Annotated in this window: 10 protein-coding genes; 5 read left to right on the forward strand and 5 right to left on the reverse strand. The window is 47.5% G+C overall.

The features are described 5' to 3' along the window. Window positions 1-112: 112 nt before the first annotated feature. Both CFF01_RS04140 and CFF01_RS04145 read right to left on the reverse strand, forming a co-directional pair. Window positions 113-5,191 (reverse strand): S8 family serine peptidase, encoded by a 5,079-nt coding sequence (locus CFF01_RS04140; RefSeq protein ID WP_232479502.1) that lies wholly within the window; start codon window positions 5,189-5,191, stop codon window positions 113-115. A gap of 832 nt (window positions 5,192-6,023) precedes the next feature. Next, entirely contained in the window at window positions 6,024-6,764 is a 741-nt protein-coding gene (locus tag CFF01_RS04145; RefSeq protein ID WP_232479503.1) for a DsbA family protein, read from the reverse strand. A gap of 347 nt (window positions 6,765-7,111) precedes the next feature. On the opposite strand from CFF01_RS04145, the gene CFF01_RS04150 reads away from it, so the two are divergent. Continuing rightward, window positions 7,112-7,357: a hypothetical protein gene (locus CFF01_RS04150; protein ID WP_088905872.1), complete on the forward strand. Its 246-nt coding sequence runs from the start codon at window positions 7,112-7,114 to the stop codon at window positions 7,355-7,357. A 165-nt stretch (window positions 7,358-7,522) separates the two neighbouring features. Here CFF01_RS04150 and CFF01_RS04155 read toward each other — a convergent pair whose 3' ends face one another. Next, window positions 7,523-9,598, reverse strand: coding sequence for a M13 family metallopeptidase (locus CFF01_RS04155; RefSeq protein WP_088903970.1), 2,076 nt, complete (start codon window positions 9,596-9,598; stop codon window positions 7,523-7,525). Between the two features lie 318 nt (window positions 9,599-9,916). Between CFF01_RS04155 and CFF01_RS04160 the strand changes: the two genes are divergently transcribed. Next, window positions 9,917-10,387 (forward strand): cupin domain-containing protein, encoded by a 471-nt coding sequence (locus CFF01_RS04160; RefSeq protein ID WP_033539682.1) that lies wholly within the window; start codon window positions 9,917-9,919, stop codon window positions 10,385-10,387. A 34-nt stretch (window positions 10,388-10,421) separates the two neighbouring features. Here CFF01_RS04160 and CFF01_RS04165 read toward each other — a convergent pair whose 3' ends face one another. Beyond that, the gene (locus tag CFF01_RS04165; protein ID WP_088903971.1) at window positions 10,422-10,721 is read right to left on the reverse strand and encodes a DUF1840 domain-containing protein; all 300 of its coding nucleotides are present in this window, start codon (window positions 10,719-10,721) and stop codon (window positions 10,422-10,424) included. A gap of 349 nt (window positions 10,722-11,070) precedes the next feature. Next, window positions 11,071-12,171, reverse strand: a complete 1,101-nt coding sequence (locus tag CFF01_RS04170) for a GGDEF domain-containing protein (RefSeq protein ID WP_088903972.1) — start codon at window positions 12,169-12,171, stop codon at window positions 11,071-11,073. A gap of 759 nt (window positions 12,172-12,930) precedes the next feature. Here CFF01_RS04170 and CFF01_RS04175 point away from each other — a divergent pair. The 3 genes from CFF01_RS04175 (at window position 12,931) to CFF01_RS04185 (ending at window position 15,483) form a co-directional block, all read left to right on the forward strand. Further along, entirely contained in the window at window positions 12,931-13,611 is a 681-nt protein-coding gene (locus tag CFF01_RS04175; protein ID WP_088903973.1) for an energy-coupling factor ABC transporter permease, read from the forward strand. An 88-nt stretch (window positions 13,612-13,699) separates the two neighbouring features. Next, complete coding sequence (locus CFF01_RS04180; RefSeq protein WP_088903974.1) at window positions 13,700-14,722, forward strand: DUF2817 domain-containing protein; 1,023 nt, start codon at window positions 13,700-13,702, stop codon at window positions 14,720-14,722. Beyond that, window positions 14,719-15,483, forward strand: a complete 765-nt coding sequence (locus CFF01_RS04185) for an alpha/beta fold hydrolase (protein ID WP_088903975.1) — start codon at window positions 14,719-14,721, stop codon at window positions 15,481-15,483. The genes CFF01_RS04180 and CFF01_RS04185 overlap by 4 nt, the downstream gene beginning before the upstream one ends. Window positions 15,484-15,572: the final 89 nt, after the last annotated feature.

Genomic DNA, 15,572 nt, shown 5'->3' on the forward strand with positions numbered 1-15,572 from the left:
TTTCTGTTTAATGGGCTTGTGTGAGTAAAGAGAGATAAAAAAATCGGAAACCAATGGGTTTCCGATTTTGTTTGATACTAAGTGCTCTTGAACTTGCTAAAGAGACTTAATATTACTTTTGACGACGGCCCAGACCTGCTAAACCCAATAGCATCAAGGTGAACCAACCTAGGCTACCACCAGAGCTCGATGTGCTGCTATCACCTGCATCAACCCTAACGGTAATGCTGGCGACAGACTCTAACTCACCGTCACTTACCGTGACGTTAAAGTTATGCTCACCCACACTTAGTCCAGTTACGCTAGCGATTGCTTGATCAGCATTGCTAATTTCACCCGGACCTTCCCAGCGATAAGTGAGCTGATCGCCATCATAGTCAGTGCTAAGTGACGCATCTAAGGTAATGACATCACCCTCTTTTGCCTGCACCGAATCTGTTGTGACTTTCGCTTCAGGTGTATCGTTGGTTCCCATCACGGTTAAAGTGAAACTGGTTGAAACACTGTCACTCACATATTCGTTATCTTGAACTGTGACTGTGACAAGGGTTTCGCCACTAAAGTTTTGCTTAGGCTGTAGTGAGAAGCTGTTACCTTCCACTGTCGCTTCAACATTGTCGCCACTAACGATAATAGTGTTGTTCACTTTATTGGCGTCGACGTATACCACTTCAATACCTTCGATAATACCGTCTTCTTCAACCGTTAAATCAGGCATCTCGGCAAGCTTGATGTTGCTTGGTACTTCGATGGCGCCCACAGTGGTTTTCATTGAGTCGCCTTCAATGGTGTAATCCATTGAAACATCCAGCGTTTGACCAACAGCTTGTGGTTGAACAACGGCTTTCATACTCAATTGAATGGCACTGGCTTCAGGTCCCATGTAATCAAAACAGATCACTAGGTCATCAGACAGTTTTTCATCTAAGTCATCGAAACCAATCATGCTGTATAGATAGCCATCTTTAGGGCCAGCATTTTTCGAGAATGTACTGTCAAAGCCTTCAATGAATACAGCACCTTTTGCCAAGTTTGCACCTAAGTTGTCGTAGGCAAACATGATTTCATATCGCTGTGGATTGAAATTGATGCTTGGACTCATGATGACTTGATAGTCATATTGATCGCCCGTGGTCTTGTCTGTGACGTTATCGAACTCAAGGAATAGCATATCACCAATATCTGGACGCTCGCTGTTGTATTGAGCTGCGATGGTTAGACCCCAAGGATCTTCAGGGTTTCTGCGGTGATTCATTTCGAAATCGCCACGCCAGAAAGGTGCTATAGACTCGTATAAGAATCCAGGACCTCGGTGCATACGCATTGCCCAATAAGCGGTATTAAACTGCATAGCGCCCACAGGGTGCATTCTTAAGAACCCAGCGTTATCTTGGTTATAGAGTTTTAGCTGTTCACTCTCCATGCCCCAGAATAACCACCACATTGGGATATCGTAATAGTCTCGATTGCTTCCCACATACCAATCATGCACGGGTTGTAAACCAAACTCACGCAGATCGATATAACCACCCGTTGAGTATTCATCGATAAGTGGTGTTTTACACTGCTGATCGCTCAGGCTATTGGTGACGACATATTCTCTTTGAATATTACGTGTAGAGGCCTGAGTTCCTTTTAAGCTTAGGCCTTGCTCATCGATGGTAATGGCATCCATCACTTCCTGGTTACTGGATATTAAGGTACTAGGTACCAGACGCATGCCTTCAGGAACACTCAAATTGAAATCATAAGTGCGATCATTTGACTCCATATTTGGCAGCACATCGACAGTGATATCGATAACATCCATTACACGGGCTTTAGTTTGACTGACATCAAAGCTAACCAGGTCGCTACCACGGGTTAATTTAACCGAGGTAAACCCAAGAGTGCCTTCTTCGCCAGGCATATTGCCCATGTCGAAACCGCCATAGTAGACGTCGCCTTCCATTGCATCAGGAATATCCCAATTTAGGCTAATTTCATAGTTACCAATACCATCATGAGCTGCAGGACCCGTTAGCGTGAGGTTATTGTTATCGCTTTGCTCGGCAAGCATGGCATAACCGGTCGTCACTTCATGGCGTTTATTGTTACCGCCAATATTGGTGACGGCTAGCCAATAGGTGCCTGGCGTCGGATCAATAATGTTGCAGTAGTTGTGTATTGATTCTGAAGAGGACTGACACACAAGTTCACTAAAGTATTCCATTTGAAGCGCTTGCTGATTTTCATCTTGCTCTTCTTGTGACGGAATGAAAGTGCCATTGTTATTAGCATCAAGACCTAAGGTTAGCATTGGATGCGAATGGATATAACGTGGGTTAAGCTCATCTTCTGGATTGATTTCTTCAGATGAGAGTACTTCCACGATTAAGCGCTTAGTGCCTTCCGGAACCGTGATCTGCTGGATGCTCCAACCTCTATCAATATAATCTTGATCGAAGAAAGGTCTTACTTCATCTAGCTCTACGGTCGAGGTCGTTGGCTGAACTAAGCCATACATTCTAGGAGTAAACTGGCTGTAATTATCAGTGTTGACCGTGAAGGTCTCTGAACCCGTATTACGGTTAATGGTAAGCTTTTTCTCATGGGGGAGTTCAGTCGGCTTTGAGAAGCTAACGACAGGCATGTGTAGCTCAGGTGAGTTATTGCTCGTCTCAGTTAAAATCACTGTGCCATTGTATGGCATATAGTCATTCGACATTTCCCATGGGCTTTCTGGTTCATTCGGCTCTATCGCATTAGAGACACGACCTGGGACCTTCATCGTCACTAAAATTGAACGAGACTCGCCTTTTTTCAAGGTAAACTCACTCGGAGAGACAGTGAGTGAAGCACCATCACCTTTTGTGGTGGTTGATACGACCCAAGAACCATCTTTGGTTGCTGTGACAGTGCGCATCCAGGTGCACTCACTTTCACACTGACTATCAACCATCGAAGGTAGGTTTAACCAATTCGCGATACCGCCATTGTTTGGATTGGCATCTAAATAGTTATCTATGGTTTCATCCATGATTAAGCCAGTTTCTGCCGCTTTAGCGACATCGATGGCGCCCGCACCAGCCATAAAGTGATATGGCAAAGATGCTGGCTCAGCACCGCTGTATGGCTGATATTTGACTTCGTTGGCAGTCAACATCAGTGCAGATTGAATTTCAGCGGGGGTCCAATCAGGATGTAGCTGTGTCAATAGCGTCATGGCACCAGCAACATGTGGTGATGCCATAGAGGTACCGCTCATCATGGTCCAATCGCTAGAACGAGGAGCGTTAGTAAATGGCTGATCATCCGCGTTTGCGGCATAGATATTAACGCCTGGCGCCGTTAAGTCAGGCACTAGATTGTCAATATAACGACTCGGTCCCATAGAGCTGAAGAGTGCCAGCAGGTTACCGTTTTCAGGCGTTAGATCGTAATCATTACTGTGGGTTGTGATGGTTGCTTTTGCCGTTCCTTCACTACTGTATTTAATCCAGTTTTTGATTTTGTAACGGTCACTCGCAGCGACATTGATACCGGGAATCACAAACTTATCGGCTACCAATCTGTCGCCGTAGCTCATGTTCTGTAACACGATACCGCCCGCACCGCCGGCTTGAACATTGACGGCTTTGTCCACACGCGCAATATCGCCTCGCTCACACACAACAATTTGATCGCTAGTGAAAGTTCCCGCAGGGAAAGGTACGTTACAGCTAGCTGCTGTGTATCCATCATTCAGATCGGGATCCGGATAGTTTTCAGCTAGTACAAAAGTACCTGAGAGTTCACTGGTAAACCCTTTACCTGAAATGTCACTCGATGGAATGCGATAGCTTGGGGCATCACCTTCAAAGCCCGTAATTGTCGTGTTGCCTGCGTTTAGCGTTCTATCATGGGTTGAAGCACCCACAGTGGTGACCCAAGGAGAGGTGTGGTCGGCAGAGTAGAAACTTGGACCAGAGTTACCAGCGGCCGCTGCTACAGAGATCCCAGCCTCACGGGCCGCTAAGAAGGCGAGCTCCATCGGATCTTCCCAAGGAAAGCTTTCACCGCCACCAATGGAGAAGTTGATGACATCAACACCGTCTTTAATCGCATCTTCAAAAGCCGCTAAAATAGCTTCTTCAGGACAGCCTGCATAAGCATCTCCACCGCTACCTGGGTAACACACCTGGTATGAAACGATGTGAGCGCGGGGAGCAACGCCTGAGGTTGATTCAAAAGTGAAAGGCAGATCGACACCGTCACTCACGGCTTCGCCGTTACTGGCTTGCAGTGGAATATTGGTTAAGCTGTTACCCGCTGCTGTACTTGCGGTATGCGAGCCATGGCCATTATAGTCTTCCCCATTTTCCGGGCGAATTTGCTTAGTTTGCCATGAGTATTCTTGAAACTCAGGGGCGTCGTAGACCTTGGTGATCGTATTGTATGAGTAAACCCCAATCAGTTTATCGTTACACAGTGTGCTGTCTTGCACACAATCACCTAGGAAATTACCTGCGCCTAGTGGGTTATTCGCGGCAAAATCATCATCTGATGCAAAAGCAGGATGGTCTGTATTGATACCGGTATCGATAATACCGACCACCATGCCTTCACCCTTAACACTAAGACCCGCGTCAGTATTGCCTTGCCAGAGTTCTTTAGCACCGATGAATTCAGGCCCGCGATCGGTTTTTAAATCAAATATGCGGCTTGGGGTGATCTTCTTCACCCCTGCCGTTTGTGCAAGCAAGGCCGCATCACGTTGCGTCATCCGAACAGCCATTGCATTGTTGGCCAGGGTGTATTGGCTGAGTAGATTTAGGTTAGCGCCTTTACCTTGAGCTTTTGATAATACACTTTGTTGTTTTTGTTTTAGTAAGCTTTGGTAGCTTTTTACCGAGCGACTATTGATGTCAATGCTTGAGCGAGCCTGGATTGAGGCTGACGCTGTTACCGCGGTAGCGGCATAACCTTTGATATCACCTTTGTATGTTGCCACAGGATCATCATGTAATTGCACAATGAACACATGCTCACCTTTAATGGAGTCATCAAAGGTAAATACATTTTTATTGGTTTGACTGTGTCGATTGACTTGTCCTGGTTTGCCAGCAAAGACTTCGCCATTTTCATGGGCCTTTCGTTGTTGGTTAAACTCTATGACTTCCTCTGACGTGAAGGTGGGAGTATAGAAGCCGCCTTTGCTTGTTTTTTCCATACCAATATCGGCGAGGGCATATCCTGCTGATCCAATGGATATTGCCCCTAAAACCGCCAATGAGGCTTTTTTAAGTTTAAATTGTTTTTCCATGTTCAATTTAATTAATCCCTATAGAAAGTATTGATTGCAATGTGTGCTTTATGTGCGTGTTAAACCCGCAGTCAGATACAAGCTATTAACATCCTTGTAAAGATTCAACTGTCACCAATAATGCTTGTTTTTTTATACAAGGCTATTGTGTGATGTCTATTTTTAAGGATTTCTTAGTGTTTAATGTTGGTTTTTTTTATCTCACTTAATATTGGCACTGTAAAATGTTGCAGCTTTAGTTGAATCAATTTATTTGGCCTGGCGGGTTATTGGTGTGAGTGTTTATTTTCAAAATGATGAGGGAGGTGCTGTTTTATTTGGTGACTTGCTGCAAACCCTTATGTGTCGGGGGTGTTGCAGGGAACAGTATGAAAAAACAATGATGTTCTATTTTTTCGTGACACTTTGTATCTGTATCAGCTCTGATACATTTGTTTTATCTGAAAAAGGAGAAGTTCGGAGGGTAAAATTAGCGTGTTTGATTTAAAGGAAGTGATTAGGTTAGTTGAAATGATATTTATTTGACGGCCAAGATTTATAGATGATTTGTTGTGAAGCGGGGTGATTAAATAAAAAATTATAATCGAATTGATGTGATTAGTGAGTGTGACTGATAAAGCGAATCGTTAATGCCCATGGCTTCCCCGTATATTCTGATTATTTCGCATGTTGTTTTTAGAGCATCATTGAATGAGCTTAGATAGACAGTCATTGAGGCTTTGCAAATACTCGGTTCTTTCTAATTTGTATTGGCCTGTTTTATCTGCTCAATACAGGTGCCGGCATTTTGGTAGTCAATGGGGATTGGCGTGATGCCTGTAGCGGTTTGCACAAACAGGGAAGGAAAACTATTGCCACCGATTGAGCGTGCAAATTGGATTTCAGCTAATAGGGCTTCTTGTGTCTTGTCATGCTGCAAGTCTGCGCTGAATTTAGTCTTATCTAATCCAAGTGTGTTGGCTAAATCGATTAACACAGGGTTGTCACTAGGATTACGTGCCTGTAGGTAATAGGCCTTTTGTATGGCATTTAACATCAAGATTTCAGCCTGTTGGGCGCGAGCGGCGAGTATGGCTCGGCAGGCCGGATAGGTTGCGCGTCTCGGTGTGTTGAGCGTCCAAAATTCGTGATTAAATTCAGTGCCCAGCAGGGTTTCAATTTTGTGCCAATAAGCGGCAATTTGCTTTTGCATCGCAATGGGCATTGGCTGGTCGCTATCTGGCGCAAGTCCGCCAAGCAGATACACTATTTCGATGTCACCTGATAGCGCTTGCTCGATTTTCTCCCAGGTTGGTTTGAATCCCCAGCACCAGGAGCACATAGGATCGTAAACATAATACAATTTATTCATATCAGGTGATTTCTCTTCCGAAATACGATGGACACTATCAAGACTCAAAGCCATTGAATTGATAACAGCTTTGCTGCGAATATGCGAGCTAAGCTTATTGTTAATGTGGGCGCAATACTCGCGTGCCACTATGATAGTCGGGAATGTTAGCCGAGAATGACAGCCGGGAATAATAGTCGGTTTTCGCTATAGGGACGAACAGTCCGCCGCTGCTCATCGATTCGAATCGACATTCTTCTTACCTAGGCTAACACTGTCTCTAACATATTCTTTTATTGAGTTTTTTCTCATGCAGCCCCAGACAGAGTCTGCTTTACTCTAACTGAGGGCACGTGAGTGGCTTTTTCGGCTAGGCTGCGTGGGGATAAAACCTGGGACATTCGCGGCTCCTGGGTTCACATCCAGGCTGAGTCGGGGTAGAGTACGCGGCATTAAGTAGAGCCTGTTTGCAGGCGGATAAGATGAGAAGCAAAGTCATGAGTGATGATAAGACTGTAATCGATAACCTGGACGATTTAGCCAGCTTTCTGTTGGCGGTGGAGAATGGTGGTTTGGGACTGGAAGGCGTAGAAGGTGTCGGCATGGCGACCAATAATGCCGATGGCCGTCATTTTGTGGCCGTATTCGATAAGAACCACAAACTCTTGCATGCCCGCTGGATCACCGATGAAGTGTTTGAGCAGGGTAAAGAGATGGTGCGTAAAGGCGTCTCACGTCACTAAGATGTTGGTATAAAAAATTAAGCCCGCGGCATGACACCGCGGGCTTAATTAAATGCCCCCTATATGAGTCTTAGGGGCCTCTCAGAGGTAAACCATCATGCCCAGTATTTAAGTTATTAGTATCGATTTAGCTACTTAAACAAAATCACAGGCATTTTTATTGGTTTACCAGATCTTCACGCGTTGATCTTCAGGCAGGTACAGGGCATCTCCTGGCTTAACATCGAATGCCTTATACCAGGCATCATGGTTACGCGGTGCAAGAGCGCGGTAACGCCCAGGCGCATGGGTGCCGCCGCGAAGCTGGTTAAGCATGCTCTGTTCGGTGCGCTTCTCTTTCCATACCTGAGCCCACGCTAAGAAGAAACGTTGATCGCCGGTCAGACCGTCGATAACGGGAGCTTCTTTACCATTAAGGCTCAGTTTGTAAGCGTGATAGGCCATCGCCAGGCCACCCACGTCACCTATGTTTTCCCCTAAGCTGTTACGACCATTAACGAAGTTACCTTCGATTGGCTCATACTTGCTGTACTGGGCCGCAAGTTGATCGGCTTTGGTTTCAAATGCTGCGCGATCGGCATCTGTCCACCAGTTACGTTGGATACCGTTAGCGTCAGACTTAGAACCCTGGTCATCGAAACCGTGTCCCATTTCATGGCCTATCACAGCGCCGATACCGCCATAGTTAACGGCTGGATCGGCATTAGGATCGAAAAATGGTGGTTGCAGAATGGCTGCAGGGAACACAATTTCGTTAAACGAGCTATTGTAGTAAGCATTTACACGCTGTGGTGTCATGCCCCAACGGTTGCGATCAGTTTTTTGCAGCTCTTTGGCGACGCTGTCTTCACGGAAGAAGGTTCTTAGATTTTTAATGTTACCCACTAAGTCGTTGTTGCTGATGGTCAGGCCATCAAACTCTTGCCAAACATCAGGATAACCAATTTTAGGATTGAAAGAGGCCAGTTTTGCGTGAGCATTGACTTTGGTTTCTTCACCCATCCAATCTAAACCATCGATACGCTGCCCCATGGCGGTGCGCAGGTTTTCCACCAGCTCAGCCATCTGCTGCTTCGATGATTCTGGGAAGTAACGTTTGACGTAAACTTTACCTATGGCAAAGCCTAATGACTGGGTACCTGACATTTGCTCTACTGCGCGCTTCCAGCGTGGACGAGGCTCTTGCTGTCCGTTTAATGTCTTGCCGTAGAAGTCGAAGTAAGTGGTGTAGATCTCATCTGACAAGAGTTCGGCGTTATCACTGACGGCGTGGAATGTCAGGTAATCCTGCCAAACCGTTAACGCCTCATTATTGATCAGTTCGATCATCGCCTTAATCGGTTCTGGCTGAGAGATGTTAAGCTGAGGGACTTTATAACCTGTCTCGGCGAAATAGATATCCCAGTTAAAACCTGGATACTCAGTGCTGAGTTGATCACGCTTGATCTGGTTTAAGGTGAGGTCGCGGTTACGGCGTTTCTCACGTGGCCAATGGCCTTCAGCGATTTTGGTTTCTAACGCTAAGATGGCCTCTGCACGAGGAGCCGCATCTTTAACACCAGCAAATTCAAGCATTTTGATGATGTGGGCTAAGTAAGCTTCTCGAATCTTGACGAAACGTTCACTGTCTTCCAAATAGTAAGAGCGATCCGGGAGACCCAGGCCACCGGCACCGATAGACATCTCATATTGATCAGGATTGAGGCGGTTAAACCACATACCACCACCAATAGGCGCGCTAATTCCCTCTAACCAGGCATTACCAAAGACTTTAGTAAGATCATCGGTCGATTTGATAGCGGCAATTTGATCTAAGGTTGGCTGAACCGGGCTGATACCCAGTTTGTTGATGTTATCGATATCCATGTAAGCCTTGTAGAAGTTAGCGATTAGTTGCTCTTCTGCATTAAGCTCCTGACGGCTGGCGATATCATCAATAATCTCTTTTACCTGAACTTCACTGCGCTCAGCCAAGGCATTAAAGGCGCCGTAACGGGTTTTGTCAGCCGGCATGACGAAGTTGTCATACCAAGTACCGCTGGCATACATGAAGAAATCGTCGCCCGGTTTGACATCAAGGTTACGGGCTGTGAGATCGACACCAAAACTGCCTAATTCGGCTTTGGCCTGAGATGGGGCGACCACTTCTGATGAAGCAGCATTGTTAGAACGGGTATCTTGGTTGCTGCAGCCACCGAGAACAGCGGTGGTTAAGGCTATAGCGATTAGGGATTTTTTCATTGGTGCTCTCTTCCTTACTGAGTTATTTTTTTGGTTTTAAAGGTACGGCGGTAGAAGCTTACCAAGGTGAACAACAAAGTTAAAACGGTTATCAGCCAGACAATTGTAATAAAAGAATACACAGCTTAATGTCAGGTTGGCCGAAATTGGAAGTTACCGCCCAGTTTGAGGCTGAGTGTCTACGCAGAGATGTCTTGGTGTTGGTCTTGGCGTTGGTCACAGCCTTAGATGACAAGATAAGTTAGTCTAAGAGCAATGCCCGCCCTGTTAGGGTGCGTTAAGCCTAGAGCATCAGGATATCGAGAATAAGGAGTCGCTATGCAGGGCGCGGATTACTTCATTAAAGAGCTTGAGTTAGAGCAGCATGTCGAAGGGGGTTATTACCGCTCTTCCTACCGGGCGCTGGAGCAGTTTGACGACAAACGTCAGCTGTGGACCAGTATCTATTTTCTACTGCGTACTGGCGAAGTGTCTCATTTTCACCGTTTGACCGCCGATGAGATGTGGTATTTCCATGGTGGTGAGCCCTTGACCATTTATATGATCGATGAGGAGGGCTGCTTAACCACGGCTCAGCTGGGGCTAGATGTCGCCGCTGGGCAGCGGCCACAATTTCTGGTGCCTAAGGGTTGTATCTTCGGCTCGGCCATGAATAACCCGGGGTTTTCCTTGGTAGGTTGTATGGTATCACCTGGGTTTACCTTCGAGGATTTTGAGCTGTTCGAGAGGCAAACTCTGCTAAATGCCTATCCCCAGCACAGACAGATCATCGAGCGGCTGACTCGATAAGTCATAAAGGACTGCTTAAAGGCATTTTTTGGGATTATTCCCACATCACATTCTGATTGTTGCTGGCCGCCGATTCGAATAGCTCGATAAGGGGCAATGCACGCTGCCTGAGACTGACAAAGGGGCCTTGGTCTTCATCCTCTTCTGCCTGTGGGGGCTCTGTTGGCGCATTGGCTACCGCCTGTTGCAGCCGGGAGAGGGCGGCTGGTACATCTTCGGCACGTATCGCGCCCGGCACAGATGTACTGTGGCCGAGTATTGTTAAAAAGGTTTGTGCTACATCGCCAAACAGTGTGATATCGGCGTAGTGCTTGGTTTTAAAGGTGACTAGCATTGTGTTATTCCTTATTTGGAGTTGCATTTGGCGCTAAGTTCAATCCTCTAAAGGAGCCTTGGCTGTGTGATTTAGCCCGGGAGATGCTAGCTTGAAAGGAGTGATCCAGTATATCAGATCTCGTGTCATTAAAATTATAACCTATTGTCTCTTGGCCTGACTTTTACCGAGCAACTTTATAACGGCTAACCAGGATAGTTAGCCCCTCTGTCTGAAGGGCTAACTCTAACTAACTTAGGGCTACTACTTAATTTTAGTCTGCTTTAGCTTGGCCATGGCTTGGTTGTGCCATGGTTTAGTCGTGCCATGGCTTGGTAGCAATAGGTCTTGGTAGCAATAGGCTTTGGTATTAATCGTTGAGGGCTCTGTGCTCAGCTGGCTGAGTTGGGCTTTGGGTTTCGGCCACGACTCGGTTTCGGCCGCAGTGTTTGGCCTGATAGAGGGCATTGTCGGCGCGGTTGATCAGCGACTTGGTGGTGTCATCACTCCTTAATGCAGACACGCCTACGCTGATGGTTAGTGATTGGGCGGCAAACTTTTGGCTTGCCACATCTTGGCGTAATTGTTCTGCCAGTTTCATTGCCTGAGGCAGTGTGGTCTCTGGCAGTATGATCACAAACTCTTCTCCACCCCAGCGGGCAAGAAAGTCACCTTGACGGATCAGGCTCTTTAGGCTGTCGGCCAGCTGGCACAGTACCTGATCTCCGGCCAGGTGGCCGTAGGCATCATTAATCTGCTTGAAGTAATCTACATCGAGAATCAGTAGGCTAAGGGGCATTTGTTGATGATGGCTTTGCTGTACGCCTTGCTCTAGCGTTAAGTCGAGCTTCTCCCTGTTGTAGAGACCGGTCAGCTTGTCGGTTTCCGCCAGCTTCTGGATCTTGGCGTTGCGCTCGGCCAGCTGACGATAGGCCGAGGAGCGGGTGCCCTCGTAGAAACGAAACAGCATAATATGGGCAATCGATACCTCGATAACATTGAATAGCGAACCCATGCCGAAGGTGACGGGCTTAGCCTCCTGGATCTGGCCATAGACTATATAGGCGCACACACCGAAGGCGATAAGGCAAATTAGGCTGCCTCTTTGACGGCCAAGGAGGAAGAAGGCGAACGGCGGGATCAGGGTGGCCCAATAGAGAGAATGGGCATAGCCACCCACCGAGGCAACAAATAGCAGGATTAATCCCGTGACCATCAGGGTCACCGCCCAGGAGGCGAGGTTAACGTTGGCGGTTCTGTTAAAGAACAGCAGGATCGATAGGGAGATTAGCAAGCCGCTAGCGTCTAAGGCGGCGTACTCATAGCTTTCGAAATAGAAGATATTGAGCAGGGTCAGCACCAGGAAGAAGGAGCTGCTAAGTAGCAGAGTATGACCTATTAAACGAGTTCGCCAATAGTCTCTGTGCCCCGGTGGATATTGGGCAAAGTCTTTGTACCAATACTTGAGCATGATGTCCCTTTCTTCTTTGCGTATGAGAATTATTACCCAAATTTACGGCGATTAACAGTGGCTTATCTGGTGATTTCCAGTACCTTTTTAGTTAGGTAAGCTTAATTTTGCTGCAATTAGGGAGTGTGACGCCTTGTTTGAGTCTATGTTAGGGTTAGCGCACAGGAGAAGACGTTGATTTTCTGGCTGTTAGCTTTAGAGGGTATAAAAAGCAATGACAGCATTCTTACTGCAGAGGTGGAGTGAGGATTAACGTTGGCAGCTAAAGTCTTAGGGGGGATGAAAAGGAATGACAGCATTCTTACTACAGAGATGGAGTGAGGATTAACGTTGGCAGCTAGTGTCTTGGGGGGATGAAGAAACTATGACAGCATTCTTACTACAGAGGTGGAGTGAGGATTAACGTTGGCAGCTAGTGTCTTAGGGGATATGAAGAAACTATGATGGCATTCTTACTGCAGAGGTGGAGTGAGGATTAACGTTGGCAGTTGGCGTTTTAGCTTTATAGAGGATGAAAAGCAATGACAGCATTCTTACTACAGAGATGGAGTGAGGATTAACGTTGGCAGTTGGCGTTTTAGCTGTAGAAGGGATGAAAAGCAATGACAACATTCTTACTACAGAGATGGAGTGAGGATTAACGTTGGCAGTTGGCGTTTTAGCTGTAGAAGGGATGAAAAGCAATGACAGGATTCTTACTACAGAGATGGAGTGAGAATTAACGTTGGCAGCTAGTGTCTTAGGGGATATGAAGAAACTATGATGGCATTCTTACTACAGAGATGGAGTGAGATTGAGTGGCAGCTTGATGTCGATCAGGTGCTTGCCATGGCATTGCTGGCGCTTTGGTTGTGGGCTATTTGGCCCAGTGAAGATGTGAAGAGCCTGCTTAAAGACAAGGCTCTGCAAACGCGACTGCTGTTGGCCATCTTCTTCATCAACGCCCTGTGGCTGATTGATGCCAGCATCACGCCGGGAATTCACGCACATTTTCTTGGTCTGGTGACCCTAATGCTGATGTTTGGCTGGCGTTTGGCCACCTTAGCACTGCTGTTACCCGTGGCCTTTTTTGCCACCTTTATGCTCAAACTGCCGCTGGACTTTGCCATCTATAGCCTGGTGGCGATAGCTCTCCCCCTGTTTCTCTGTTATGTGGTCTACAGCCAGGTATTTAAGTATCTGCCGCACCACCTGTTTGTCTATATCTTTTGCGGCGCCTTTCTTAACGCCTTCTTATGTATCATCTTTCATATTCTCTGTTGGTCGACCTGGCTCTATCTCAGTACAGACTATGACTGGGCTTACCTTGTCGATAACTATATTTTGCTGATCCCTTTATTGGCTTTTCCAGAAGCCTTGCTCAATGGTATGGCGGTGACCTTGATGGTGGTTTATCGCCCCGAATGGCTTTATGACTATTCGGATAGAACCTACTTTTAGATTGATTTTCAGACCTATTGAGTGTCATCTCTCTGTCGCATTGGCGGGGTAAGTTAGGCTCACGGAACAGCAGTGTTAACCTGGGGATATGAGCCGGTTTTCCTTCGAGCATGCTTTTGAAATCGATACCCTTAAGCGGTTAATCGCCCAACATCAGGCGCATTTTCGTCATCGCTCCTTACTGGATTTTTATTATCGCGGTGAACCGCTGTCGGTGACCGCAATCGAGCTGGGTTCACAAGAGAGTCACGCGCCTTGTGTGCTGTTTGTGGGCGGTGTACACGGCGTCGAGCGCATCGGTGCCCAGGTGGTGCTGGCCTTTCTGGGCAGTTTACTCAATCGTCTGCCATGGGACACCCATTTGCAGGCGCTGCTCAACAAGGTGCGTTTGGCCTTTGTCCCAATAGTGAACCCTGCGGGATTTTTACGTGGCAGTCGCGGTAATGGTCAAAATGTGGATTTGATGCGTAACGCCCCTATTGAGGCGAAGCAGCGCGTCACCTTTTTGCTGGGCGGCCAGCGTATCTCAAAACATTTACCTTGGTATCGTGGCGAGGGGATGGAAGGTGAGACTCGGGCGCTGGTGGATTATGTCAAGGCACTGCATAGTCGCAGTAGCAGTTTGCTGGCCTTAGATGCGCACTCGGGTTTTGGTCTTAAGGATCACCTCTGGTTCCCTCATGCCCACACCTGCGATCCCTTTGGCGGTATCGGTTACGTGTATCAATTGCATAAGTTGTTCGAGACCAGCTATCCCTATCATGGGCACTATCAATTGGCGCCCCAGAGCCATTTTTATACTACCCATGGGGATATTTGGGATCATCTAGTGGCGAGTTCTGACTGCAAGGTGCCTTTTGTGCCGCTAACCTTAGAGATGGGGTCGTGGGCCTGGGTGCGAAAAAATCCTCGCCAGCTGCTGAATTTCGCCGGCTATTTTAACCCTCAGGCATCCCACAGGCATCACAGGATCTTGCGCCGTCATCTGGTGTTAATGCAGTTTCTGCTCAATGCCGCTTATGGCGAGGTACTTGAGCAGATCACCCCGCCTGAGCTGATTCGACTGACCGACGAAGGGTTAAGGCTTTGGTTTAATCGAGGAGTAAGATGAGAACCTTAGTATTGCTTAGAGGCTTGATGCGTGACGAGCGTCACTGGCAAGGGTTCGCCGAGCGATTAATGGCTGCTGGCGAGCAGGTGGTTTGTGTCGATCTCCCGGGGAACGGCCGTCTCGCCGATGAGATTAGCCCGATGACTATCGACGGCTATTGTGACAGGGTGTGGTCTCAGGTCACGCCTCACATCAGTCCCTTTAAGGGCAAGTCTGTGGTGTTGATTGGTCTTTCTATGGGCGGCATGACGGCGCTCGCGCTGGCCAGGCGTTACCCTGACTGTATCCGTCAGGTGGTGCTGCTCAATAGCAGCGCGGCTAACCTCTCGCCTTGGTATAGGCGCTTTCGTTTGTTGCCGCTGCTTAGGGCGTTGCTGGGGGCCATACGACTCAAGCTGACACAGTTGAGCTGCCGCCTCAGCCTGGTGGAGACCTGTGTGCTGCAATACACCAGCCGCTATCATGGCGACAATTTGGTATTGATCGCTAACTGGAGCCGCTGGCGCAATGAGCGGCATACCAGCCTGGGAAATGGTATTCGCCAGCTTATCGCCTGCGCGCGTTTCAAGGCGCCAAAGTTTGAGAGTATTCCTGTGGTGGTGCTGTGCGGCGCCGAGGATAAGCTCGCCGACCCAAGTTGCGCCCGTTCGCTGGCAAGTTTTTATCGCACCCAAGCATTGGTGTTGCCCGATTGTGGACATGATATGAGTTTGGATGCACCCGAGGTGTTACTGGCCTGCTTGCAGTCCAAACTGCTCTAAGTCGGCCTGCGGCAAATTGTCATATTAATTAGGTCTAACTGTCATCTGTACTGACTAGTATCCCTGCGCAAATATTGTTAAATGAGGGG

The organism is Shewanella marisflavi (genome assembly GCF_002215585.1).
Taxonomy (GTDB): domain Bacteria; phylum Pseudomonadota; class Gammaproteobacteria; order Enterobacterales; family Shewanellaceae; genus Shewanella; species Shewanella marisflavi.

Excerpts from the sequence above, each read along its gene's own strand:
- CFF01_RS04185 (WP_088903975.1), top strand. The coding sequence starts at position 14,719 with ATGAGAACCTTAGTATTGCTTAGAGGCTTGATGCGTGACGAGCGTCAC.
- CFF01_RS04180 (WP_088903974.1), top strand. The coding sequence starts at position 13,700 with ATGAGCCGGTTTTCCTTCGAGCATGCTTTTGAAATCGATACCCTTAAG.
- CFF01_RS04170 (WP_088903972.1), bottom strand. The coding sequence starts at position 12,171 with ATGCTCAAGTATTGGTACAAAGACTTTGCCCAATATCCACCGGGGCAC.
- CFF01_RS04160 (WP_033539682.1), top strand. The coding sequence starts at position 9,917 with ATGCAGGGCGCGGATTACTTCATTAAAGAGCTTGAGTTAGAGCAGCAT.
- CFF01_RS04165 (WP_088903971.1), bottom strand. The coding sequence starts at position 10,721 with ATGCTAGTCACCTTTAAAACCAAGCACTACGCCGATATCACACTGTTT.
- CFF01_RS04150 (WP_088905872.1), top strand. The coding sequence starts at position 7,112 with ATGAGTGATGATAAGACTGTAATCGATAACCTGGACGATTTAGCCAGC.
- CFF01_RS04175 (WP_088903973.1), top strand. The coding sequence starts at position 12,931 with ATGATGGCATTCTTACTACAGAGATGGAGTGAGATTGAGTGGCAGCTT.
- CFF01_RS04155 (WP_088903970.1), bottom strand. The coding sequence starts at position 9,598 with ATGAAAAAATCCCTAATCGCTATAGCCTTAACCACCGCTGTTCTCGGT.
- CFF01_RS04140 (WP_232479502.1), bottom strand. The coding sequence starts at position 5,191 with ATGGAAAAAACAAGCAAAGGCGGCTTCTATACTCCCACCTTCACGTCA.